Below are 25,161 nucleotides of genomic sequence, written 5' to 3' on the forward strand. Positions count from 1 at the left end.
CCTCACAGGCGTACCGGGAGTGCGTTGAGGAGCCGGGCGCCGCCGGGGGTGGCTTCGGTGTATCTCAGGGCGTCGCGGCTGACGGTGATTTCGAGGCTGTCGCGCTGGAGCAGCAGGTGGCTGAGGGCTATCTCGCCTTCGAGGTGGGCGAGCGCAGCGCCGGGGCAGTAGTGCGGGCCCGCCCCGTAGGCGAGGTGGCCCTGCCCGCGCTTCAGCACACGTTCCACCTCGCAGCGTTCGGGGTCGGGGAAGACGCGCGGGTCGTAGTTGGCGGAGAGGTAGGAGCCGGTCAGGGCGTCGCCCTTGCGGATCGGGACGCCGGCGAACTCCATGTCCTCGGTGGCGTACCGCGGTCCGGCGGTCGGGATGGGGTTCGCGACCCGCATCAACTCTTCGATGGCGTGCGGCAGAGCGTCCGGCCGGGCGCGCAGCAGGGCCAGCTGGTCCGGGTTGTCGAAGAGTGCGAGGACCGCGTTGGGGATGAAGTGGGACGTGGAGTGGTGCCCGTTGTTGACGACCAGGAGCGCCATCGAGATGATCTCGTCTTCGCTGAGCCGGTCGCCGTCCTCGTCGCATGTCTGGACCAGGGCGGAGATCATGTCGTTTGCCGGCTCGGCCCGGCGTCGCGCGATGAGCTTCTTGATGTAGGCGACCATGTTGCCGGCGCTCTCGGCGAGGTCGGCGCCGACGTCGGTGTATTCGTTCATCCACTTGCGTACCTGTGGCTGGTCGGTCTCGTCGATGCCGATGAGTTCGCAGATGACGGTGCCGGTCAGCGGTGAGGAGTAGTCCTCGATGAGGTCGCCGGATCCCTTTCGGGCCAGGGTGTCGAGGAGTTGGGCGGAGATCTCCTCGACGCGGGGCCGCAGGGCCTTGATGCGGCGGACGGTGAACGCGGGTGTCACCAGGCGGCGCTGGCGGGCGTGGTCGGGGCCGTCCTTGAGCATCATGTTGGCCGCGACGTAGGGCCGGAACTCGTCCGGCAGGTCGAGGGCCGCGACCATCTGGTCCGCCACGCTGGGTCCTTGGTGGCCCGGCACGTTGCTGTAGTCCACCACGAGCCGCGGGTCGCTGAGCACCGCTTTGACGTCTTCGTTCCGTGTGACCAGCCAGACCCGCGGCCCGCCGGGGAACCCGACGCGGACGAGCGGGGCTTCCTCCCGCAGGCGTGCGTAGGCGCAGACGGGGTCGGTGGTGAATTCGGGGTTGGTCAGGCTGATGATCTGCTCGGCCATGATCGCCGTTCTCCTTAACATCCATCGTGGTGCGGGTGGCAAGCCCAGTTGGATTCCTTTGGTGTGCGGCTGTGCGGCTCACGAACGCGGAACCGAGGGGGCGTGGGGCCGCCCGCATCGGAGCGGGTCATCCGGCCGGGCACGCCGGGTGCGCCGGGCGATGCGGCCCTCTCGGGGGCCGGTCTGGCCCGATGGGACGGCACCCCGCCGCGAGGGCGCACAGGCCCCTGGGTGGCGCGGTGGCGCGGCATCCGTGCCGGGCGGTGAAGCGGGGCGGACGAACGTCCGCCGGTGGCACACGGCCACGGGGTGGCGCACAACCGCCGGTGGCACACGGCCGCTAGTGGTGCACAGCCGCTAGTGGTGCACGGTTGTCTGCTCGGCTGCCTCGCCGGCGGCGTCACCGATCGTCTCGCCGACGGTGTCACCGGCCGTCTCGGTGAGGTCCGGGCGTGCCGTGCCGGCGGCCTGCGCGGCGTCGGCCGAGGTTCGGGTCGGGGCTTCGGCCGGGGCGGGACAGGTGCTGCTGTTTCGCGCGGGTGCTCGTCGCCGTCGCGGACTCCGGTGCTGCGGTGCTGCGGCGCGGCGGGCATGAGGGACCGCGTGGCGCCGCCTCGGCGACGCGCGCGTCGCCGAGGCGGCTGGGGAGGCCGGTTGGTCTGTGCCGGTGGTGGGTCAGGCTCGCTTCTTGAACGTGGAGAGCGCCCACACGTACCCGAGGACGGCGAAGCCGAGGCACCAGGCGAGGGCGGCGATCGCGTCGCCGCCCGAGGGGTGGCCGGCGAGCAGTCCGCGCAGGGTCTCGATGATCGGGGTGAAGGGCTGGTACTCGGCGAACTGCTTCACGCCGGCCCCCATCGTGTCCGCGGGCACGAAGGCGCTGCTGAGGAACGGCAGCATGATGAGCGGGACGGTGGCCAGGCCCGCCGACTCCGCGGTCTTGGCGGCCAGACCCATGGCGACGGTGAGCCAGCTGGCGCCGACGGCGAGCAGGACGAACAGGCCGAGGACGCCGAGCCAGTCGAGGGCGCTCGCGGCGGGGTCGAAGCCCATGGCGAAGGCCACGCCGATGATGGCCGCGCAGGCCACCAGGCAGCGCACCGTGGTGACGACGACGTGTCCGGTCAGCATGGCTCCGCGGGAGACGTCCATGGTCTTGAACCGGTTGATGATGCCCTTGGTCATGTCGTCGTTCACGGCGGTCGCGGTGGCTCCGAGGCCGTAGCTGACGGCCATCACGAGCAGGCCGGGTGTCGCGTAGTCGATGTAGTGCTCGCCGACGCTGAAGGCGCCGCCGAAGACCTTGACGAACATCAGCATGATGACGATCGGGAACAGGACCGCGTTGAACACCGTGGTGGGGTTGCGCAGGGTGTGCTTGACGTTGCGGCGCAGCATGATGGCCGAGTCCTCGAAGGCGGTCGAGACGGTGCTCATCGCGCGATCGCCTCCTTGTCCTTGCTCGTGTCCTTGCCGGTGTTCTCGGTCAGGGCGAGGAAGACGTCGTCGAGGTCGGGTGTGTGCACGGAGAATTCCTGGGCGTTGAGGGTGTGTTCGTCGAGCCGGTCCAGCAGGGCCCGCAGCGACCTGGACTGGCCGTCGCTGGGTACCCGCAGGGTCAGTTCCTCCTCGTCCGCGGTGGAGTCGGTGAAGACGCGTGCCGCCTCGCCGAGTTCGAAGGGGTCGGCGAAGCGGAGCCTGACGTGGGTGCCGGGGAGCTGGCGCTTGAGTTCGTCGGCCGTGCCCTGGGCGACCAGTCGGCCCTGGTTGAGCACCGCGATCCGGTCGGCGAGCTGGTCGGCTTCCTCGAGGTACTGGGTGGTGAGGAAGATGGTGGTGCCGTCGGCCACCAGTTCGCGGACGATTCCCCACATGGTGCGCCGGCTGCGCGGGTCGAGACCCGTGGTCGGCTCGTCCAGGAAGATGATCTGCGGGTTGCCGACCAGGGTCATCGCCAGGTCCAGTTTGCGGCGCATGCCGCCGGAGTAGGTCGAGGCCATCTTGTCGGCCGATTCCACCAGGTCGAAGCGTTCCAGCAGCCGGGTGACCGTCTGGTCGCCGGAGCGCAGGCGCTTGAGGTCCGCCATCAGCTGCAGATTCTCGCGGCCCGTCAGCAGATCGTCCACCGCGGCGAACTGGCCGGTCACTCCGATGGCCGCGCGTACGTCCTTGGTCGCGGTCGCCACGTCGTGCCCCGCGACGTGCACCGTTCCGGCGTCGGCCGTCAGCAGGGTCGTCAGGACGTTCACCGTCGTCGTCTTGCCCGCCCCGTTCGGGCCGAGCATGGAGAAAACCGATCCCGCGGCGACGTCGAAGTCGATGCCGTCGAGGACGACTTTGTCGCCGTATGCCTTGCGTAGTCCTGAAACTGCGATCGCGGAACTCGTCATGCCGCAACTGTCCCTGCGGTGCCTGACATTGGCCTGTCACACCCCTGGCACGGCCCCTGAATCCCGCTGGATGAGGGGGCGGGCGCGGTCGAGTGCGGTGAGTGCGCGAGAAGGGCGTCCGCCGGGGCGGACGCCCTTCTCGATACCGCGGCCCGGCGTCTCCGGCGGGCCCGCGCGCTCACCTCACGGGCGGCCGTGTGCGGACTGCGCCTCGATCACGTCCAGGATCTGCGGGCCGTGATCGACCAGGTACATGTGATCGCCCGGGAACTCGACACAGGTGAAGCCGCCTGTGGTCGCGTCCCGCCATTGCCGGGCCTCTTGCGCGGTGACCAGTCCGTCGTGGTCGCCGCGCAGCGAGCAGATCGGGACCGACACCGGTGTGTCGGTGCTGGGGAGGTAGTTCTCGTGCATCTCGCAGTCGGCCTGCAGCGTGGGGAGGATCAGTTCGCGCATCTCGGGGTGGTCGAGGGCTTCGTGGCGAAAGCCCGCGAACTCCTCGACCCGGGCGAGGAATTCCTCGTCCTGGAGTCCCGTCGCCCGCCTCTCGCGCTGGGTCCAGGGCCCCGGCGAGCCGCTGACGACCAGCCGTTCGACGTGCACGTCGCGCGTGCTGAGCAGGTGCGCCAGTTCGTAGGCGAGCACCGCGCCCAGGCTGTGCCCGAACAGTACGACCCGGCTGCCCTCGCCGAGGTCGGCGACGATGTCGTCGATCTCGTTCTTGGCCGCCTCGACGACGTTGCGGTACGGCTCGTCCAGGATCCGCCGCTCCCTGCCGGGCAGTTCGACCGAGGTCACCCGCCACCGGCCGGCGGCCAGCTCCTGCCACGGGTGGAAGAAGGAGGGGCCCGCTCCGGCGAACGGCACGCACAGCAGCGTGGTCCGCTCCCCCGATTGCGCTGACATGCCGGATCCTGCCACGTCGACCAGCTCCTCTCGCTCGTTTCCCGGTCGGTTCCGTCCGCTCACCGCTGTGCCAGCCTGCGGGCGATGACCCGCATGATCTGGCCCGCGGGCTTGGGCATGTGCAGGTCGTGGTGGGTGGCGTCCACGTCGTACTCCTCGATGGTTCCAAGGACGTGCGGCCGCCAGTCGGGGCCGTAGGAGGTCACTCCGTCGACCTTGTCCAGTCTGGCGTTGAAATAGAGGACGTCGCCGCGGTAGACGGGTGATTCGAAGACGCCCATCTTCTGCAGGTTGTTGGCGCCCACCTGCGACATGGTGTCGAGGAAGGCGTCCATGTTGCCGGTGTTCATGAACTTGCCGAAGACTTCCTCGATATCGGCGCGGTAGAGCTCCTTGGTCCGGCCGGCGACCTCGCGGAAGCCGTTGTTCGTGGCGGAGTTGGCCGGCTGGGAGTCCAGGACGGCGATGAGGCCGACCTCGAGGCCGCGCCGGTCCATCGCCTCGGCGACGGCGTGCGCGATGGGGCCGCCGAAGGACCAGCCGATCAGGTAGTAGGGGCCTTGCGGCTGGACGGCGAGGATCTGGTCCAGGTAGTCCTCGACCATCTCCTGCACCGAATTGGCCATCGGTTCCTTGCCGTTGGAGCCGCGGGACTGCAGGGAGTAGGCCGCCCGGTCGGGGACGTGGGGCGCGAAGGTGAAGAACGCCCAGCCGAGGCCGCCGCCGCCGTGGAAGAACCACACCGGCTCCTTGCCGGTGCCGGGGTCCCGGTTCAGCGGCAGCACGACGTTGAAGGAGTCTTCGTGGTCGCCGGGGACGCCGCCGATGAGCAGCAGCGCCGCGAGTTCGGCCACGGTGGGGTACTGGATGATCGTCCGCAGGGGCATGTCGACGCCGAAGCGCTTGCGGATGCGGGCGCTGAGCCGGGTGGCGAGCAGGGAGTGCCCGCCGAGTGCGAAGAAGTCGTCGTCGATGCCGACCCGCTCCAGCTTGAGCAGGTCGCTGAAGAAGGAGCACAGGTCCTGCTCGTGGGAGTTGCGCGGCTCGCCCTTGCTCACGGTGGTGGTGTGCTCGGCGGGCAGCGCCCCTCGGTCGATCTTGCCGGCCGGGTTCAGCGGAAGCCGCGACAGCGGCACCATCGCGGCCGGGACCATGTAGTCCGGCAGCCGCGCGCCCAGGTAGGCGGGCAGTTCGGCCAGCAGCGGGCCGATCGCCTTGGCCAGCGCGGGTGCGTTGGCTCGGACGCGTCCGGCCACCGCGCTGGGCACGAACCCTGCGGTGACGGTCCGCGGCTGGGGCAGCAGCACCGCGTCGAAGCTGTGGACGGCCTCGCCCGACCAGGTGAGCACGGCGTCCAGGCCCTGCCGGCGCGCCCAGGTGGCGACGTCCTCGGGGTCCAGGGGCCTGCCGGTGGGGGCGTCCTCGGCGACGACACCGGCGAAGGTGGCGGCGGTCTCCTCCGTCAGTCGCGCGTTGGGTATGCCGGTCACCCGCAGCGGGCCCCCGCCCGCGCGCTCCACCCGTGCGGCCAGTTGGTCCAGGTCGGACACCTCGCCGCCCCACGGCAGCGCGGGCACACCGGTCAGGTCGAGGGCGTCGGCCCTCTCCTTGTGCAGGACGGCCTCGTAGCGGTGGCGGGTCAGTGCATTGTGCGCCTGCCCGGCCTTGAGCCGGATGTCGGCGCCGACGGCGTGCTCGCGCGCCCACTCGGCGAACCATTCGGGGGCGATGAGCAGTTCCCGCTCGGCGAGCAGTGCCTGCTCCACCGCCGCCCGGATCTCCTCGTGGGAGGCGTAAGGCTGCTGGGCGCGCTGCTCCGCGGTCGCCAGGATCCGCTGGGTGGCGGCGTTGCGGATGTCGCCGACGATGATCCGGCCGCCGGGTGCGAGCAGGTCCAGGGCCTGGGTGAGCACCCGGTCGAGGTATTCGGCACTCGGGAAGTACTGGATGACGGAGTCGAGGACGACGGTGTCGAAGGTGCCCTGGGGCAGGCCGGAGACGTCGTCGGCGGCCTGGACGCCGAGGTGGACGCGGTCGCCGTGGCCGGCCGCCTCGGCCTGGGCGCGGAGCCGGTCGATCGCGCCGGCGCACAGGTCGGTGCCCCAGTACGCGTCGACCTCGCCGACGATCCTGGCCAGCAGCAGGCCGGAGCCGGCGCCGATCTCCAGGATCCGGCGCGGCGCGTACCGCAGGATGTGGGCGACCGCGGCGTCCTGCCACTGCCGCAGTTGTTCCGCGGGGATCGGCTCGCCGCCGTAGACGCTTTTCCAGGGCTGGAAGTCCTCGCCCCAGGCCTCGTCCGCGAAGTCGGCGTGGGCGTCGTCGTGGATCTGGCGCCATTCCTCCACCTGGGCGGTGGTGTCGGCGACGGCGGCGTCGGGGTCGGGTTCGATGTAGGCGACCAGGCGCTGGTCGCCCTTCTGGTCCTCGCGGACCACGACGGCGGCCTGCGCGACCGAGGGGTGCCCGGACAGGACGTGGTCGATCTCGCCGAGTTCGATGCGGAAGCCGCGGACCTTGACCTGGGAGTCGGTGCGGCCGAGGTATTCGACCTGGCCGCCCCTGTTCCACTTCACCAGGTCGCCGGTGCGGTACATGCGCGCGCCGGGCGGGCCGAAGGGGCAGGCCACGAACCGTTCGGAGGTCAGTGCGCTCTGGCCGAGGTAGCCGCGGGCCAGGCAGGTCCCGGCGAGGTAGAGCTCGCCGGCGACGCCGGGGGCGACCGGGCGCAGCGCGGCGTCGAGGATGTAGACCTGGTTGTTCCAGATGGGGGTGCCGATGGGGACGCGGTCGGCGCCGGGGACGTGCTGCCAGCCGGTGACCTCGACGGTGGCCTCGGTGGGGCCGTAGAGGTTGTTGGCGGAGCAGGTGGGGAGCAGGTCGGTGAAGCGGTTGGCGAGGGCGGGCGGGAAGGCTTCGGCGGCGACCTCGATCCAGCGCAGGCTGGTGCAGTTGGCGGCGGCGGGTTCGGTGACGAAGGCGGAGAGCAGGGAGGGCACGAAGAACGCGGCGGTCACCCGCTCGCGCTGGATCAGCTCCGCCAGGTAGGCGGGGTCGCGGCGGCCCTCGGCGCTGGCGACGACGACACTGGCGCCCATCTGCAGGTTGGAGAACATCTCCGGCACCGAGGCGTCGAAGCTGGCGGAGGTGCTCATCAGCATCCGGTCCTCGGGCGTGACCTGGAAGTGTTCCAGGCCCCATTCGATCCGGTTCGTGATCGATCGGTGGGCCACGGGCACGCCCTTGGGGCCGCCGGTGGAGCCGGAGGTGAAGATGACGTAGGCGGCGTTGTCCGGCGACAGGTCCCGCACGGGGTCCGACTCCGGGTGGCCGGAGACGTCCGGCAGCGTGTCCTCGAGGAGCAGCAGCGGTTTCGCGCTCGCCAGGACGTGGCGTACGCGTTCGGCGGGCAGTTCGGTGTCCAGGGGCACGTAGGCGGCGCCGGCCTTGACCACGCCGTAGACCGCGACGAGCAGGTCGACGGAGCGGGGGATCTTCACGGCGATCAGTTGCTCGGGGCCGGCGCCCTGTTCGATGAGCCAGTGTGCGAGCTTGTTGGCGCGCCGGTTGAACTCGGCGTAGGTCAGGCTCTCGTGCTCGCCGATGACCGCGACGCGGTCGGGGGTGCGGGCCGCCTGGGCCTCGAAGGCGTCGGGCAGGGTGGTCCCGGTGACCGGACGGGCGGTGTCGTTGATCCGCCGTACCAGGCGGTCGCGTTCGTCCTCGCCGAGCACCTCGATCGAGCTGAGCGGGGCCCCGGGCGTGGCGGCCACCTGCTCCAGGACGCGTACGAACCGGTCGGCGAGGGCCTCGGCGGTGTCGCGGTCGAAGAGCTGGGTGGCGTACATGAGGTCGCCGCGCAGTGTGCCGGTGCTGTCGTAGGCCAGGCTGAAGAACAGGTCGGCCAGGGAGGTGTTGGTGAGGTACTGCTCGAACTCGACCTTGAGTCCGGGCAGTTCGAAGTCGGCCTTCTCGAAGCTCTGCCAGGCGAACATCACCTGGAACAGGGGCTGGTAGGCGGTGGAGCGCTCGGGGTTGAGCAGTTCGACCAGGGTCTCGAAGGGCACGTCCTGGTGCTCGTAGGCGGCCAGCGCCTTGTCGCGCACCTGTGGGAGCAGGTCGGTGAAGGAGGGGTTGCCGGAGAGGTCGACGCGCAGCACCTGGGTGTTGACGAACAGGCCGACCAGATCGGCCAGGCCTTCGTCGGTGCGTCCGGCGATCGGGTTGCCGATGGTGACGTCCTCGCCGCCGCTGAGCTTGCCCAGCAGCACCCCGAGCGCGGCCTGGACGACCATCGACATGGTCATGCCGCGCTCGTCGGCGAGTTTCTGCAGTTTGGCCGCGACCTGCGGCTGCACCGTGAGCGGGAGCGAGTCGCCCTTGGAGTCCCGGGTCGCGGGCCGCGGGCGGTCCAGCGGCAGGCTGAGCGGCTGGGGCACTCCGGCCAGTTCCTTGCGCCAGTGGTTGGCCTGCGCCGCGGCCAGCGAGCCGGGGTCGGCGACGTCGCCGAGGAGTTCGCGCTGCCACAGCGCGTAGTCCTTGTAGGTCACGGCCAGCGGCTCGTACTCGGGTGCCCGGCCGGCCAGGCGCGCGGTGTAGGCGGTGGTCAGGTCGCGTGCCAGGGGGCCGCCGGAGACGCCGTCGGAGGCGATGTGGTGGATGAGCAGGACCAGGACGTGTTCCTCGGGCGAGCAGCGGAACAGGCGCACCTGGAAGGGGACGTCGGCCATCAGGTCGAAGCGGTGCGCGATGAACGCGTCGACCGCCTCGTCCAGCCGGCCGGGCGCCACCTCGATGACCGGCACCTGGACGGGGGCCTGGGCCGCGGGCAGGATCCGCTGGTGGGGCTCGTCGTTGTCGTCCAGCACGTAGGTGGTGCGCAGGGTCTCGTGCCGGGCGACCACGTCCTGGATCGCCGCGACGAGGGCGGTCTCGTCCAGCGGCCCCTTCAGTCGGAAGGCCGGGGAGATGTTGTAGGTCTCCGCCCCGCCCTCCAGCTGGTGCGTGAGCCACATGCGGCGCTGTGCAAACGAAAGCGGAATCACGGGTTCTACTCCTCTGGGATCATCCTGCGCAGAGCGGGGCGAAGGGGTACGGCCGATTCCTCCGACCATGCGGCGAGCGCCGCGACCGTCGGCAGGTCGAAGATCTTCCGGATGGGTATCTCCATCCCGATCTCGGAGCGGGCCCGGGTGATCAGCCGGGTGGCGAGCAGGGAGTGCCCGCCGAGCTCGAAGAAGCCGTCGTCGAGACCGACCCTCTCCAGGCCGAGCACCTCGGCGAACAGCCTGGCCAGCGCCTCCTCGCGCGGGGTGGTGGGCGCCCTGAAGGGGGTGTGGGAGGTGAGGTCGGGTGCGGGCAGGGCCTTGAGGTCGAGCTTGCCGTTGGGCGACAGCGGCAGCCGCTCCAGCGGCACATAGGCGGCGGGCACCATGTACTCGGGCAGCCGGTCGGCCAGGTGCTCCTGGATCTCGGCCGCGTCCGGCACGCTCGCGCCGTCCACGGGGACGAGGTAGGCGGCCAGGTAGGGGGTGGTGTCGCCGGGCTGCTGGGTCACGACGGCGGCCTGGGCGATGCGCGGATGGGTAATCAGGGCGGCCTCGACCTCGGCGGGTTCCACCCGGTAGCCGCGGATCTTGACCTGGGTGTCGATGCGGCCCAGGTGCTGCAGTTCGCCGCCCGGGGTGAAGCGGGCCAGGTCGCCGGTGCGGTACATCCGCGAGCCGGCGGGCCCGTAGGGGTCGGGGACGAACCGGTCCGCGGTCAGGGCCGCCTGGCGGTGGTAGCCGCGGCCGGCTCCCGCCAGGTACAGCTCGCCCGGGGTGCCATCGGGCAGCAGGCCCAGGCCGGGGCCGAGGATGTAGGCCTGCACGCCGGGGAAGGGACGCCCGATGGGCACACCCGCCGTGTAGGGCTCGTCGGGGTCGAGGAGGAAACCGGTGGCGTAGAACGTCTCGCTGGGGCCGTAGCTGTTGATGACGCGGGCCTTGGGCCAGCGGGTGCGCACCCGCTGGGCCAGGACCGGGGTCAGCACCTCCCCGGAGATGTTCAGTGCCGTGGGGTCGATGCGGTCGGCGAGCTGGTCGACGAGCTCGGCGAAGGCGGAGGGCACCGAGCAGATGACGTCGACGTCCCAGCTGTCGCGTTCGGCCAGCTCCAGCACGTCGCGCACGATCTCGGCGGTGCCGCCCCTGGTGAGGGCGGCGAAGGTCTCGAAGGTGGCGACGTCGAAGCCGAAGGAGGCGGCGACGAGGATGCGCCGTCCGGCCTCCGCCCCGGCCTGCGCGACCATCGTGTCCACGGCGTTGACGACGGTGGACTGGGTGACGCCCACGCCCTTGGGCACGCCGGTGGAGCCGGAGGTGTAGATGACGTAGGCGAGGCTGTGCGGACCGGCCTGCGGCCGCGCCCCGGCCCGCGGGGCGGGCGGGGCCTGGAGGTCGATGCCGTCGAGGACGAGGACGGGGATGTCGGTGGCGGGGACGAGGTCGCGGGTGCCGGCGTCGGTCAGGACCAGGTGGGGCCGGGCGGTGGGCAGGACGTGCGGGAGTCGGGCGGCGGCGTAGGCGGGGTCGACGGGCAGATACGCGCCGCCCGCCTTGAGCACGCCCAGCAGGGCCACGACCATGTTCACGGTGCGCGGCAGGACCACGCCGACCACGGTCTCCGGGCCCACCCCGTGCCGGGCCAGTTCGGCCGCGAGCGCCTCGGCGCGGGCGTCCAGTTCGGCGTACGTCAGCGACTCGCCCGCGGCGGCCACGGCGGCCTTGTCCGGGACCCTGGCCACCTGCGCCTCGACCAGCTCGGTGAGCGTGACCTGGCGGGCCCGGGCGGCGTCGTCGTCGAACCGGGCCAGCATCCGCTCGCGTTCGCCCTCCTCGAGTGCGTCGATCCGGGCGGTCTTCAGCGCCGGGTCGGCCGCCAGCTGCCGCAGGAAGCGCACCAGGCGGGCCGCGTACGTCTGCACCGTGTCCCGGTCGAAGACGGCCGGCGCGTACTGGATGACGAGCTGCAGGTGCGAGTCGGCCGCCGCCGTCAGGCACAGCGCGTAGTGGTTGCCCGCGGACGGGCGCAGGCCGGTGAAGGTGATCCCGTCGGCGGCGTCGCTGGCGTCGTCGAGGCCCTCCCGGTCGACCGGGTAGGACTCGAAGACGACCAGCGTGTCGAACAGGGACCGCACGCCGGCCGCTTTCTGGATCTCCGTGAGCCCGTAGTAGTGGTGCTCCGCCAGAGCGGCCTGGCGGCTCTGCAGTGTGCGCAGGACCTCGCCGACGGTGTCGCCGGGCGCGTAGGTGACCCGTACGGGAACGGTGTTGATGAACATCCCGACCATCGACTCGACGTCCGCGACCGCGGGCGGGCGTCCGGAGACGGTCGCGCCGAAGACCACGTCCTGGCGGCCGGTGAGCTGGCCGAGCAGCAGCGCCCAGGCGCCCTGGACCAGGGTGTTGACGGTGATGCCCAGCGCGGAGGCCCGTCGGACGAGTTCGCGTGCCTCCTCGGGCGCCAGCTCGACGTCGACCTGGTCGCGGCCGCCGTCGTCGGCGCTCGCGGAGTCGGGGACGAGCAGGGCCGGCTCCTCGATCCCTTCGAGTTCGGCCGCCCACGCCCGGGCCGCCTCGTCCTGGTCCTGCCGGGTGAGCCAGGTGAGGAAGTCGCCGTAGTCGCGGGTGGCGGGCAGACCGCTCGGGTCGCCATCGGAGGCGTAGAGCAGCAGCAGGTCCCGCATCAGCACGGGGGTGGACCAGCCGTCGTAGAGCGCGTGGTGGGCGGTCAGGACGAGTTCGGGCCGGTCGGGGTCGAGGACGGCCAGGGCCAGCCGCATCAGCGGTGGGGTGTCCGCGTCGAAGTAGGCGGTGCGGTCCTGTTCGAGGAACCGCTCGAAGGTCTCGGTGCGCTCGCTCTCGTCGGCGCCGGTCAGGTCGAGGTGCTGCCAGGGCAGGGTCACCGCTTCCGGTATCACCTGGACGAGATCGCCGTCGGCCCGGTCGACGAACGCCGCGCGCAGGGCCGGATAGCGGTCCAGGAGTGCCTGCCCGGCCCGGCGCATCCGCTCCGGGTCGACCTTGCCGGACAGATGGAACACCAGCTGGATGTGGTACGGGTCGAACTCCGCCCCGGCCAGCTTCGCCTGGAAGAGGATCCCGGACTGGGCCGGGGTGGCCGGCCACACCTTGGCCAGTTTGCCGAAGCGGGCCTCCCAGGTGTCGATCTCCCGCTGGCCCACGGTGACCAGCGGTGCGTCGCTGGGGGTCAGGCCGCCGGCCTCGGGGGTGGTGGCGTGGCGGGCCAGCGCGGTCAGTGCCTGGACCCACAGCCCGGCCAGTTCGCTCACCTCGGCGCGGGACAGGACGCCGGTGGGGAAGCCGAAGTAGGCGGTCAGCTCGTCACCGTCGCCGGTGTCGGTGGCCACCGCGTTGATCTCCAGAGCGGAGAGCACCGGCATGTCCGCGTCCGGCGCGGCGATCAGGTCCCGGTGGGTGGTGTCCGGTGCCCAGCCAAGACCCCGCAGCTCCTCGGGGATGTCCGAACCGGAGGCCTTGCCGAGGTAGTTGAAGCCGATCTGGGGGCGGCGCAGGCGGGCCAGCGCGGGCGCGGTCTTCGCGTTCAGGTGGCGCAGCAGGCCGTAGCCCAGGCCGTGGTCGGGGACGGCCCGCAGCTGTTCCTTGACGGCTTTGACGGCCCGGCCCGCGGCGGGGCCGCCGGCGAACGCGTCGGCCAGGTCGATGCCGGCGACGTCCAGGCCGACCGGGTACATGGCGGTGAACCAGCCGATGGTGGCGGACAGGTCGGCGCCGGGCACGAGGTGGTCCTCGCGGCCGTGGCCCTCGAGCCGGACGAGGGCCGAGGTGGCGGGCACACCGCGGGTGCGGCGCCAGCGGGCCAGGGCCAGGGCGAGGCCGGCGAGGAGGCCGTCGTCGACGCCCGCGCCGAAGACGGCGGGCACGGTGTCGAGGAGGGTGGCGGTGACATCGGCGGGCAGCTGGACGCGGACGGTGTCGACGGTGGAGGTGACATCGCGTGCGGGGTCCAGCGGGCGTGCGCCCAGGACCGGTTCGTCACCGGCGAGGATGTCCTGCCAGAGCGGCAGTTCGGCGATGCGCTCGGCGGCGCAGGCCTGCTCGGCGAGCGCGTGCGTCCAGCGCCGCAGCGAGGTGCCCGCGGGTGCCGGCCGGGGTTCGAGGCCGCTGTCGACCCGCTGCCAGGCGGCCACCAGGTCGGGCAGCAGGATCCGCCAGGACACCCCGTCGACGACCAGGTGGTGCAGCACGATCAGCAGCCGGTCGGCGTCGGTGGCGGAGGTGAACCGCACGAACTGGGCCATCACGCCCGCGTCCGGGTCCAGGCGGTCCGCGGCCGCGTCCAGCTCGGCCTGCACGGTGGCGGCGTCGTAGGGGACCTCCCGCAGCAGCGCGCCGGCGTCGACGGTGCCCGCCTCGCGCATGCGCAGGCCCTTCTCGGCCCGGTCCAGGTGGGAGCGCAGCACGTCGTGCCGGTCCAGGACGGCCTGCAGGGTCGCGGCCAGTCCCGCACGCTCGATGCCCTCGGGCAGGGTCAGCAGCGCCGACATGCAGAACCGGCCGATGCCGCCGCCCAGCCCGAGGACGTGTGCCGCGGTCGGCGGCAGCGGGGCCCAGCCCACGCCACCCCCCGGCAGCTCGGCCAGCACGACGCGCTCCTCGCCGGCCCGGCCCTCGACCAGCTCCGCGAGCCGGGCGACCGTGCGGTGCTCGAAGACTTCCCGCGTACTGACCACCACACCACGCGACTTGGCGCGTGCCACGACCTGGATCGAGCGGATGCTGTCCCCGCCGCTCGCGAAGAAGTCGTCGTCGATGCCCACCTGCCCGGCGCCCAGGACATCGGCGTACACCTCGGCCAGCACCCGCTCCGCCCCGCTGCGCGGCGCCCGGTACCGGGCGCCGGTGAACTCCGGCTCGGGCAGCGCGGCCCGGTCCAGCTTCCCGTTCGCGGTCAGCGGCAGCCGGTCCAGCACCATCAGCTGGGCGGGCACCATGTAGTCGGGCAGCCGCCTGGCCGCGAACCGCCGCAGATCCGCCACCGAGACGGTGGCGTTCATGTCCAGGTCGGCGCCGGTGGCGGCGGTGCCCGCCTGGGCGACGTAGCCGACGAGCCGTGTGGTGCCGGTGTGGTCCTCGCGCACCGTGACCACGGCGCGGCTGACCGCGGGGTGCTGGGCGAGGACGGTCTCGATCTCGGTCGGCTCGACGCGGATGCCGTTCACCTTGACCTGGTCGTCGGCCCGTCCCGCGTACTTCAGTCGGCCGTCCGCGTCCCACTGGGCCAGGTCGCCGGTGCGGTACATCCGGGTGCCGGGCGGGCCGAAGGGGCAGGCGACGAAGCGTTCCGCGGTGGCGGCACCGTTGCCGTGGTAGCCGCGGGCGACCAGGCCGGCCACATACAGTTCACCGATCACGCCCTGCGCAACCGGGGTCAGTTCCGGTCCCAGAACGTGGGCGCGCATGTTGGCCAGCGGCCTGCCGACCGGTACCGCGCCGGTCCCGGTCCACCGCTGCGGCAGCGTGAAGGTGGAGGCGTAGAAGCTTTCGGTCTGTCCGTAGGCGTTGATGACCCGGGTGCCGGGCAGCATCTGGTGCACCTTGCGGACCAGGTCGGCGGAGAGCGCCTCGCCGGCGAAGACGACGGTTTCCACGTCGAGGCGCAGGCCGGTGGACTCGTCGGTGGCGATCTGGTCGAGCAGGGCGGAGAACACGGCGGGCACGGCGCTGATGGTGGTGCCGGACCAGGTGTCGCGTTCGGCGAGTTCGAGGACGTCGCGGACGATCTCGACGCTCGCTCCGCAGGTCAGCGCGGTGAAGATCTCGAAGACGGAGACGTCGAAGTTCACCGAGGTCGCCGCGAGCATCCGGGAGCCCGCCTCGACGTGGGTGCGCCGGCGCAGGTCCTGTATGCCGTTGACGACACCGGCGTGGGTGATGGCGACGCCCTTGGGTGTCCCGGTCGATCCGGACGTGAACATCACGTAGGCCAGGTGGTCCGGCCCGATGCCGGCCTGTGAGGCGTCGACGACGGGACCGTCCAGGTCCAGGTCGAGGTCCAGGTCGTCGAGGTGCAGTACGGGGGGCCGGCAGTCGGCCACGGTGTGCGCCGTGTCGTGGTCGGTGAGCACCAGCGCCGGGCCGGCGGCGTGGAGCAGGAGGCCGATGCGGGCGGACGGGAAGGCTGGGTCGATCGGGAGGTAGGCGCCGCCGGCCTTGAGGACGGCGAGGAGGGCGACCGCCAGGTCCGCCGAGCGCGGCAGCGCCACGGCCACCAGCACGTCGGGCCCGACCCCGCGTTCGCGCAGCACCGCGGCCAGCCGGCCCGCGCGGGCCTCCAGCTCCCCGTACGACAGCGAGGTCCGGCCGCAGACGACGGCGGTCGCCTGCGGTGTCCGTGCCGTCTGGGCGGCGACCAGTTCGGGGACGGTCGCCGCCTGCACGGGTGCGGTCGTCCGGTTCAGCTGGGCCAGCCGGTCCCGTTCGGCGCCGGTGAGGACGTCCACGCCGCCCAGGCGGGTCGCGGGGTCGGCGACCACCTGGCGCAGCACCCGCACATAGCGCTCGACCAGGCTCTCGGCCGTGGTGTGGTCGAAGAGTTCGGTGGCGTATTCCAGGCGCCCGTAGGCGCGCCCGGAGGGGTCCGGGACGATGTTGAAGAACAGGTCGAACTTGGCGGTGGCGGTGCCCAGCGGGAGGGGGGTGACCTGCAGGCCCGGTATCTCGATCGGTGACCAGGCGAACTGCCAGGCGAGCATCACCTGGAACAGCGGCTGGTAGGCGGTGGTGCGGTCCGGGTTGAGCAGTTCCACCAGGTGCTCGAAGGGCACGTCCTGGTTGTCGTACGCGCCCAGGGCCCGCTCCCGTACCTGGTCCAGCAGGTCACCGAACGCCGGGTTGTGCGAAAGGTCGACGCGCAGCACCCAGGTGTTGGCGAAGAACCCGATCAGGTCTTCGAGCTGTTCGTCGGGGCGGCCTTCGATCGGGCTGCCGATCGTGAGGTCGTTGCCGGCGCCGAGGTGGTGCAGCAGGACCGCGAGTGCGGCCTGGGCGACCATCGGCGCGGTGGCGCCGTGGTCCGCGGCCAGTTTCCCGATCCCGGCGACCAGTTCGGGTTCCATTTCGAGGTCGACATGGCCGCCGTGGTGGCCGGCCGAGGTGGGCCGGGGCCGGTCCAGCGGCAGCTGCACGGGCTGCGGCACCCCGGCCAGTTCGCGTCGCCAGTGCTCCAGTTGCTCGGCGGCGACGCTGTCCGGGTCCGTCTCGTCGCCCAGCATCTGCCGTTGCCACACCGTGTAGTCCTTGTACTGCACCGCGAGCGGGGTCCACTGCGGCGCGGTGTTCTGCCGGCGGGCCGCGTAGGCGGACAGCAGGTCCCGCAGGAACGGTGCCATCGACGCGCCGTCCGCGGCGACGTGGTGGAACACGAACGCGAGCACGTGCTGCTGCGCCGAGACGCGGAACACGGTGGTCCGCAGGGGCAGTTCCTTGTCCAGTTCGAAGCCCTCGCCCACGAACGCGTGCAGCACGTCGTCCACCGCGTCCGCGGCCGTGTCGACGACCCGGAACGGGAGGTGCGCGTCCTGGGCGGGCAGGATCCGCTGCTGCGGTGTGCCGTCCGCGTTCTCGACGAGCAGGGTGCGCAGGCTCTCGTGCCGGGTGACGACGTCACTCACCGCGGCGGCCAGGGCCGTCGTGTCCAGCGGGCCGTCCAGGCGCAGCACGAACGGGATGTTGTAGGTCGCGGACGGCCCCTGCAGACGGTGCAGGAACCACAGCCGGCGCTGGGCGAAGGACAACGGGATCATCGTGCTTCTCCTAAACGTTCATCTGTCGCAGCTGGAGGCGGTTCGACTTGGCCGACTTCTCGATCCGGGCCGCCAGTTCGGCGACGGTCGGGCTGCGGAACACCGTCGTGACCTTGACGTCGACGTCGAGCTCGTTGCGTATGCGGCCGACCAGCCGGGTGGCCAGCAGCGAATGCCCGCCGTTGTCGAAGAAGTCGACGTCGATGCCGACCTCCTGCACCCCGAGCAGCTCAGCGAACAGCCGGCACAGGACTTCCTCGTTGTGGTTGCGCGGTCCTCGTCCGGTCTCGGCCCCGGTGCGCTCCGGTGCGGGCAGCGCGTTGCGGTCGAGCTTGCCGCTGGGTGTGGTGGGGAACGCGGCGAGCGGCACGATCGCCGAGGGGACCATGTACTGCGGCAGGTGCTCGCGGGCCAGGTCCGTCAGGGCTGTCAGGTCCAGCGCGGCGGGATCCGTGTGGCCGCCGGGGACGACGTAGGCGACCAGGCGCTGGTCGTCGGCGTGGTCCTCGCGTACGACGGCGACCGCGCTGTCGACGTCGGGGTGTGCGGTCAGCGCCTGCTCGATCTCGCCGAGCTCGATGCGGAACCCGCGGATCTTCACCTGGAAGTCGGAGCGGCCGATGTACTCGACCTGGCCGTCCGTGTTCCACCTGACGACATCGCCGGTGCGGTACATCCGGGTTCCCGGCTCGCCGAAGGGGCAGGCGACGAACCGGTTCGCGGTCAGCGCGCTCTGTCCGAGGTAGCCGCGGGCCAGCTGGGTGCCGGCGAGGTAGAGCTCGCCGGTGACCCCGGGGGCGACCGGGCGCAGCGCCGTGTCCAGTACGTAGACCTGGGTGTTCCACACCGGTGTGCCGATCGGCACCCGGTCGGCGCCCGGTAGGTGCTGCCAGGCGGTGACTTCCACGGACGCCTCGGTGGGGCCGTAGAGGTTGTTGGCGGTGCAGCCGGGCAGCAGTTCGGTGAACCGGTTGGCGAGCGTGGCGGGGAAGGCCTCGCCCGCGACCTCGATCCAGCGCAGGCTGGTGCAGTCCTTGGCGGCGGGTTCGGCGACGAACGCCTCCAGCAGGGACGGCACGAAGTCCGCGCCGGTCACGTGCTCGCGCCGCATCAGCTCGGCGAGATAGGCGGGGTCGCGGCGTCCGTCGGGGCGGGCGATGACGACGGCGGCGCCGGCCTGCAGGGGTGCGAACAGTTCCGGCACCGACACGTCGAAGCTCGCCGTGGTGCTGAGCAGCACCCGGTCCTGGGGCGTGACGTCGAAGTGCGCCAGGCCCCACGCGAGCCGGTTCATGATCGACCGGTGGGCGACCGGTACGCCCTTGGGGCCGCCGGTGGAGCCGGAGGTGTAGATGACGTAGGCGGCGTTGTCCGGGGACAGGGTGCGCCGCGGGTTCGTGTCGGGGTGTGCGGACACGTCGGGCAGTGCGCTGTCCAGGACCAGCAGCGGCTTCGCGCTCTCCAGCACCTGGCGCACCCGGTCCTGGGGCAGTTCGGTGTCGATGGGCAGGTAGGCGGCGCCGGCCTTGACCACCGCGTAGAGCGCCACCATGAGGTCCACGGAGCGGGGGATGCGCACCGCGACGAGGTGTTCGGGGCCCGCGCCCTGCTCGATGAGCCAGTGGGCGAGGCGGTTGGCGCGGTGGTTGAACTCTTCGTAGGTGAGCGTCTCGTGTTCGCCGATGAGCGCGACGCGCTCGGGGTCGCGTTCCACCTGGGCCTCGAACGCGTCCGGCAGGGTGGTCGCGGGCAGCGGATGCGCGGTGTCGTTGATCCGGCGCACCAGCCGGTCGTGTTCGTCCTCGCCCAGCACCTCGATCGCGGCCACCGGTGCCGACGGGTCATGGAGCACCTGGTCGAGGACGCGGACGAGGCGGGCGGCGATCGTCTCGGCCGCGCCGTGGTCGAAGAGGCTGGTCTGGTAGTCGAGGGAGAGCCGCAGGTAGGGGTCGGAGGAGTTGAGGGTGAGGGGGTAGTGCGAGCCGGCGTACGGGCGGATGGCGTCGATGGTCAGGCCCGCCGCGGTGTTCGCGTCGACGATGCCCTCGCGGTCGATGGGGTAGTTCTCGAACACGACGATGGTGTCGAACAGGGCGGGCAGCTGGGCGCCGCGCTGGATGTCGGCCAGGCCGTAGTAGTGGTGGTCCAGGAGGGTGATCTGCCGGTTCTGCAGGTCGGTGATGACGTCGCCCACGCTGTGGCCGGGCCGGCACAGTGCCCTGGTCGGCAGGGTGTTGATGAACAGGCCGACCATTTCGTCCGAGCCGGTCAGGTCCGCCGGGCGGCCGTTGACGGCGGCGCCGAACACGACGTCCTGCTGCCCGGTCAGTTTCGACAGCAGGATCGCCCAGGCGCCCTGCAGGAGCGTGTTGAGGGTGACCCCGAGTTCGGCTGCGCGCCGGGCGAGTTCGCGGCCCTTGTCGATCGACAGCGGTACCTCGACCCGGCCCAGTGAGGATGCCTCCCCGGTGGGGGCCAGGTCCGCGGCCACGAGGGTCGGCTGGTCGAATCCGTCGAGTTCGCTCTTCCACCGGGCGGCGGAGGCCTGGCGGTCCTGGCGGGACAGCCAGGCCAGGTAGTCGCCGTAGGAGCGGACCGGGGCGAGTTCGCCGGTGCCCGCGTACAGCCGGATCAGGTCCGTGATGACCAGCGGCGAGGACCAGCCGTCGAAGAGGGTGTGGTGCGCGGTGATGACGAGCTTGGCCTTCTGCGGCCCGCAGGTGAGCAGGGCCAGGCGGATGAGCGGCGGCCGGGTGGGGTCGAGTTGGTCGGCCCGGTCCTCGGCGAGGGCGGCGTCCAGGGCCGCGTCCTGCTCGGCCTCGCTGCGGCCGCTCAGATCGGTGTGCCGCCAGGGCAGGGTGACGTGCTGCGCCACGACCTGCACCGGGTCGCCGTCGGCGGTGGTGAGGAACGCGGAGCGCAGGTTCGGGTACCGCTCGAGGAGTTGCTGCCCGGCCGCGCGGATGCGGGCCGGGTCCACGGGTCCGGACAGGTGCAGGACGAACTGCATGTGGTAGACGTCGAAGGCGCCGTCGGCGAGGGCTGCCTGGAACTGGATGCCGGACTGTCCCGGGGCCTGCGGCCACACCTGGGCCAGCGGGCCGTAGCTCTTCTCCCAGGCCTCGATGTCGCCCTGGCGCACCGTGACCAGCGGGGCGTCGGAGGGGGTGAGCCCGCCGGTGTGCGGGCGGGCGGCGTACGCGGCCATGCCGTGCAGCACCTCGACCCACAACTGGGCCAGTTCGCTTGCCCGTTCGCGGGACAGCACGCCGGTGGGGAACATGAAGGCGGCCTGCAGCCGGGTGCCGTCGGGGGTGTCGGTGGCGACCGAGTTGACCTCCAGCGCGGACAGGGCGGGCAGGTCCGGGTCGGGTACCGCGAGCAGTTCGGCGGACCAGGACGCCGGTCCCCACCCGTGGGCGCGCAGGTGCTCGGGCACATCCGCGCCGGTGATCCGGCCGAGGTAGTTGAACCCGATCTGCGGCGCCGGGTACTGGGCGAGCTGCTCGGCACTGTCCGGGTTCAGGTAGCGCAGCAGTGCGTAGCCGATGCCCTTGTCCGGGATCCGGCGCAGCTGTTCCTTGACCCGTTTGACCGCCGTCCCGGCGGCGTCGCCGCCGGCCAGCACGTCGGCCACGTCCAGGCCGCGCACATCGATGCGGGCCGGGTACATGCTGGTGAACCATCCGATGGTGCGGGACAGGTCGGCGCCGGGGGCGATGTCCTCCTCGCGGCCGTGGCCCTCCAGGCGGACCAGTATCGAGCCGTCGGCGCCGCGCCAGTGGTCGACCGCCAGGGCGAGGGCGGCGAGCAGGACGTCGGTGCCGGTGCCCCTGAACGCGGCGGGGAGCCTGGTCAGTACCGCGTCGGTGACGTCGGCGGGCAGCTGCACCCGCACGGTGTCGACGGTGGACCACACGTCCGCCTTCGGGTCGAAGGCCCGGGTGCCCAGCGGGGGGTCACTCGCCTCGAGCAGGTCCCGCCAGTAGGCCAGTTCCGCTTCGCGCTGCTCGGAGAGTGCCTCGTCGGCGAGCGCCGCCGCCCAGCGGCGGGCCGAGGTGCCGACCGCGGGCAGCTCGGGGGCGCGGCCGGAGCGGACCTGCTGCCAGGCCTCGGCGAGGTCCGACATGAGGATGCGCCAGGAGACGCCGTCCACCACCAGGTGGTGCAGCACCACGAGCAGTCTGCCCGCACCCGATGGCGGGGCGAACCAGACGAAGTCCGCCATGGTCCCGGCGTGCGGGTCGAGCCGGCCGACCGCGTCGTCCAGTTCCGTCCTCGCCGCCGCCAGCGTGGACGGTTTCTCCCAGTGGCCGTCGCAGTCGACCCGGCGGATCAGGTCCGCCGCCCGCACGGTGCCCGCCGCGCGGGCGAGGAGCAGCGGCTCCTCGCCGTGCACGAGCTGGGCGCGCAGCAGGTCGTGCCGGTCCAGGACGGCGTCGAGCGTGGCGGCGAGGCCGTCCGCGTCGATGTTGTCGGGCAGTTCGAGGACCATCGACATGGCGAACCGGTCCGTTCCGCCGCCGTGCTCGAAGACCTGCCGGGCCACCGGCGGCAGCGGCATCGGGCCGATGCCGCCGCCATCGTCCTCCTCGAGTACGGGCACCCGGCCCCGGCGGGCGGACGCCGCCTCGGCGAGGCGGGCCGCCGTGCGGCACTCGAAGATCTCCCGGGTGGAGAGCTCAAGTCCCCGGGCCCGGGCCCGGGCCACCACCTGGATGGAGCGCAGGCTGTCGCCGCCGGCCGCGAAGAAGTCGTCGTCGATGCCGACCCGGTCCACCCCGAGGACGTCCGCGTACGCCGCCGTGATGATCGTCTCGGCCTCGGTGCGCGGCTCCCGGTAGACCTCGCCGCCGAACTCCGGTTCGGGCAGCGCCGAGCGGTCCAGTTTGCCGGTCGGGCCGAGCGGCAGCCGGCCCAGCGCCACGAAGGCGGAGGGCACCATGTAGTCGGGCAGCCGGGTGGCGACGAACCTGCGCAGTTCGGCGGCCGAGGCTCCGGCCAGCACGTCCACGTCGCCGATCCCGCCGGCGCCGTCGTCGCCGACGCCTCCTTCGCCGGTGTGCACCACGTACGCGACGAGCCGCCGGCCGCCCGCGGGGACCTCCCGGCTGATCACCACCGCCTCGCTGATCCCGGGGTGCTGGGTGATCGCCGCCTCGACCTCGGCCGTCTCGATGCGGAAGCCGCGCACCTTGACCTGGCCGTCGCCGCGGCCGACGCATTCCAGCTGCCCGCGCGCGTTCCAGCGGGCCAGGTCGCCGGTGCGGTACATCCGCTCGCCGGCGGGGCCGAACGGGCTGGCCACGTAGCGTTCGGCGGTCAGGCCCGGGCGGCCGTGGTAGCCGCGGCCCAGGCAGGTCCCGACCACGTACAGCTCGCCGATCACGCCCTGCGGGACCGGGGCGAGTCCCGGGCCCAGCACGTAGGCGCGCATGTTGCCCAGCGGGGTGCCGATGGGCGCGACGTCGCTGTCCACCCACTCCTCGGAGGCCGCCAGGCAGAACGTGGTGGCGTAGAAACTCTCGCTCTGCCCGTAGGAGTTGACGATCCGCACGCCGGGCAGGGTCTCGCGGACCTGCTTCACCAGCCGGCCCGGGAGCACGTCGCCCGCGAAGACGACGGTGCGCACGTGGGGCGCCTTGTGCAGGTGGCCGACCAGTTCCCCCAGGACCGAGGGGACCCCGCTGATCACGTGGCCGTCCCAGCTGTCGCGTTCGCCGAGCGCCAGCGCGTTCGCCACCACCTCGGCCGTGCCGCCGGTGGTCAGGGCGGTCAGCAGCTCGAAGACCGAGACGTCGAAGTTGACCGAGGTGGCGGCCAGCATCCGCCAGCCGGGCGGCACGTCCAGGACGCGCACCAGTTCCCGTACGCCGTCCACGACGCCCCGGTGGGTGATCGCGGCGCCCTTCGGCTCGCCCGTGGAGCCGGAGGTGTACATCACGTACGCGAGGTTGTCCGGGCCCAGCGGCGCGATCCGGTCCGTGTCGTGCGGTGCCCCCGCGGGCGTGCCCCATTGCGTGCGGCGGTCGAGGCGGACGCACTCGATGTCGTTGTCCGGCAGGTTCTGCCACGTCGTGGTGTCGGTGACCGCGAAACGCGGAGCCGCCTGGGACAGCACGCTCTGCGCCCGCCCGCTGAGGTACTGCGGGTCCAACGGCACATACCCGGCACCGGACTTGAGGATCCCGAGCAGGCCGGCCACCAGGTCCTCGGTGCGCGCGAGCGCGAGGAGCACCAGGTGCTCCGGCCCGGCGCCGCGCCGGATGAGTTCCCACGCGACGCTGTTCGCCCGCTCCTCCAGCTCCCGGTAGGTCAGCGTCCGCCCGTCGCACACGATGGCCGGGGCGTCGGGTGTTCTGGCCGCCTGGCGCTCGAACAGCTCCGGGACCGTCGTCCCGGACACCGCTGCGGTGCTGTCGTCGACGCGGGTGAGCAGCAGGTCCCGCTCGGTGGCGTCGAGGACGTCGAGGGTGGCGACGGGGCGCTCCGGGTCGGCGGTGAGCTTCTCCAGTACCCGCACGAAGCGCTGCGCGATGCGCTCGGCGGTCGTCCGGTCGAAGAGGCTGGTGGCGTACTCCAGACGGCAGTGCGCGCCGCCCGAGCTGCTGGGGAGCAGGTCGAAGAACAGGTCGAACTTGGCTGTCTGTGTCTCGAGGCGCTCGGTGCGGACGCCGAGGCCGGGCAGCTGCAGATCCGGTACGGGCGGCTGCCAGGAGAGCATGACCTGGAAGTACGGGTTGTAGGCGGTGGAGCGGTCCGGGTTGAGCAGTTCCACCAGCCGCTCGAAGGGCATGTCCTGGTGGTCGTAGGCGGCCAGGGACCGCTCGCGCACCCGCTGCAGGAGCCGGCTGAACGTCGGGGTGCCGGAGAGGTCGACGCGCAGCACCCAGGTGTTGACGAAGAACCCGACGAGGTCGCGCAGTTCCTCGTCGGTGCGGTCGGTGATCGGCGCGCCGATGCTCACGTCGTCACCGCAGCCCAGGTGGTGCAGGAGCACCGCCAGCGCCGCGTGCATGACCATCGAGACCGTGGTGTCCTGCTCCGCGGCGAGGTTCTCCACGGCTGCGAGCAGGTCGGGGCCGATCGTGAACGGGACCCGGTCGCCGTCGGGGCTCATCACGCGGGGGCGCGGGCGGTCCGTCGGCAGGGCCAGCGGCTGCGGCAGATCGGCCAGGGCCTCGCGCCAGTACGTCAGCTGACCGGCCGCCAGGCTGTCCGGGTCGCCCTCGTCGCCGAGCAGGTCCCGCTGCCACAGCGTGTAGTCCGCGTACTGCACGGGCAGCGGCTCCCACGCCGGGGCGCCGCCCTGCCGGCGGGCCGCGTAGGCGGTGGTGAGGTCGTGGAACAGCGGCCCGAAGGACTCCCCGTCCACGGCGATGTGGTGCGCCACCACGACCAGGGTGTGCTCGCGGGCACCGCAGCGCACCAGCAGGGCGCGGATCGGCGCGTCGGCGGCCAGGTCGAAGGTCGCGGTGGCCACCTCCTCGACCGCCGCGGCCCGCTCCTGCTCCCCCGCCGCCTCGGCGACCGGCAGGTGGAACGGCTGGTGGCCGGGTGCCAGCACCTGCTGGTGCGGAACGCCGTCGTCGTCCTCGGCGATCACCGTGCGCAGCACCTCGTGCCGGTCGATGACGTCGCGGAGCGCCTCCTGCAGCGCCCCCACGTCCAGTTCACCGCTCAGCCGCAGGGCGAAGGCGCCGTTGTAGGTCGGCGAAGGGCCTTCGAAGCGGTCCACGAACCACAGCCGACGCTGCGCGAACGACAACGGGATCATTGTTTCTCCAAATCGGCAGCACCA

7 protein-coding genes are annotated in these 25,161 nt (G+C 72.0%); all 7 read right to left on the minus strand.

The window, feature by feature from the left end; all coding sequences use genetic code 11:
- Positions 1-2: 2 nt before the first annotated feature.
- The 7 genes from N4G66_RS28620 to N4G66_RS28650 all read right to left on the minus strand — a co-directional run bounded on the left by N4G66_RS28620 (position 3) and on the right by N4G66_RS28650 (position 25,137).
- Positions 3-1,235: a cytochrome P450 family protein gene (locus tag N4G66_RS28620; RefSeq protein WP_261707122.1), complete on the minus strand. Its 1,233-nt coding sequence runs from the start codon at positions 1,233-1,235 to the stop codon at positions 3-5.
- Positions 1,236-1,910: 675 nt separating this feature from the next.
- The gene (locus N4G66_RS28625) at positions 1,911-2,672 is read right to left on the minus strand and encodes an ABC transporter permease (protein ID WP_261707123.1); all 762 of its coding nucleotides are present in this window, start codon (positions 2,670-2,672) and stop codon (positions 1,911-1,913) included.
- Positions 2,669-3,625, minus strand: coding sequence for an ATP-binding cassette domain-containing protein (locus tag N4G66_RS28630; protein WP_261707124.1), 957 nt, complete (start codon positions 3,623-3,625; stop codon positions 2,669-2,671). The genes N4G66_RS28625 and N4G66_RS28630 overlap by 4 nt, the downstream gene beginning before the upstream one ends.
- 183 nt (positions 3,626-3,808) lie before the next feature.
- Positions 3,809-4,531: a thioesterase II family protein gene (locus N4G66_RS28635; protein WP_261707125.1), complete on the minus strand. Its 723-nt coding sequence runs from the start codon at positions 4,529-4,531 to the stop codon at positions 3,809-3,811.
- Between the two features lie 59 nt (positions 4,532-4,590).
- Positions 4,591-9,576, minus strand: a complete 4,986-nt coding sequence (locus tag N4G66_RS28640) for a non-ribosomal peptide synthetase (RefSeq protein WP_261707126.1) — start codon at positions 9,574-9,576, stop codon at positions 4,591-4,593.
- 5 nt (positions 9,577-9,581) lie between these two features.
- Entirely contained in the window at positions 9,582-17,360 is a 7,779-nt protein-coding gene (locus tag N4G66_RS28645) for a non-ribosomal peptide synthetase (protein WP_261707127.1), read from the minus strand.
- Positions 17,361-17,370: 10 nt separating this feature from the next.
- Positions 17,371-25,137, minus strand: a complete 7,767-nt coding sequence (locus N4G66_RS28650; RefSeq protein ID WP_261707128.1) for a non-ribosomal peptide synthetase — start codon at positions 25,135-25,137, stop codon at positions 17,371-17,373.
- Between the last annotated feature and the right edge of the window lie 24 nt (positions 25,138-25,161).

The organism is Streptomyces rhizosphaerihabitans, from assembly GCF_025399795.1.
Classification (GTDB): domain Bacteria; phylum Actinomycetota; class Actinomycetes; order Streptomycetales; family Streptomycetaceae; genus Streptomyces; species Streptomyces rhizosphaerihabitans.

What these genes read in the sequence shown, in the direction of transcription:
- N4G66_RS28620 (WP_261707122.1), bottom strand. Translation starts at nt 1,235, where the DNA reads ATGGCCGAGCAGATCATCAGCCTGACCAACCCCGAATTCACCACCGAC.
- N4G66_RS28625 (WP_261707123.1), bottom strand. Translation starts at nt 2,672, where the DNA reads ATGAGCACCGTCTCGACCGCCTTCGAGGACTCGGCCATCATGCTGCGC.
- N4G66_RS28630 (WP_261707124.1), bottom strand. Translation starts at nt 3,625, where the DNA reads ATGACGAGTTCCGCGATCGCAGTTTCAGGACTACGCAAGGCATACGGC.
- N4G66_RS28635 (WP_261707125.1), bottom strand. Translation starts at nt 4,531, where the DNA reads ATGTCAGCGCAATCGGGGGAGCGGACCACGCTGCTGTGCGTGCCGTTC.
- N4G66_RS28645 (WP_261707127.1), bottom strand. Translation starts at nt 17,360, where the DNA reads ATGATCCCGTTGTCCTTCGCCCAGCGCCGGCTGTGGTTCCTGCACCGT.
- N4G66_RS28650 (WP_261707128.1), bottom strand. Translation starts at nt 25,137, where the DNA reads ATGATCCCGTTGTCGTTCGCGCAGCGTCGGCTGTGGTTCGTGGACCGC.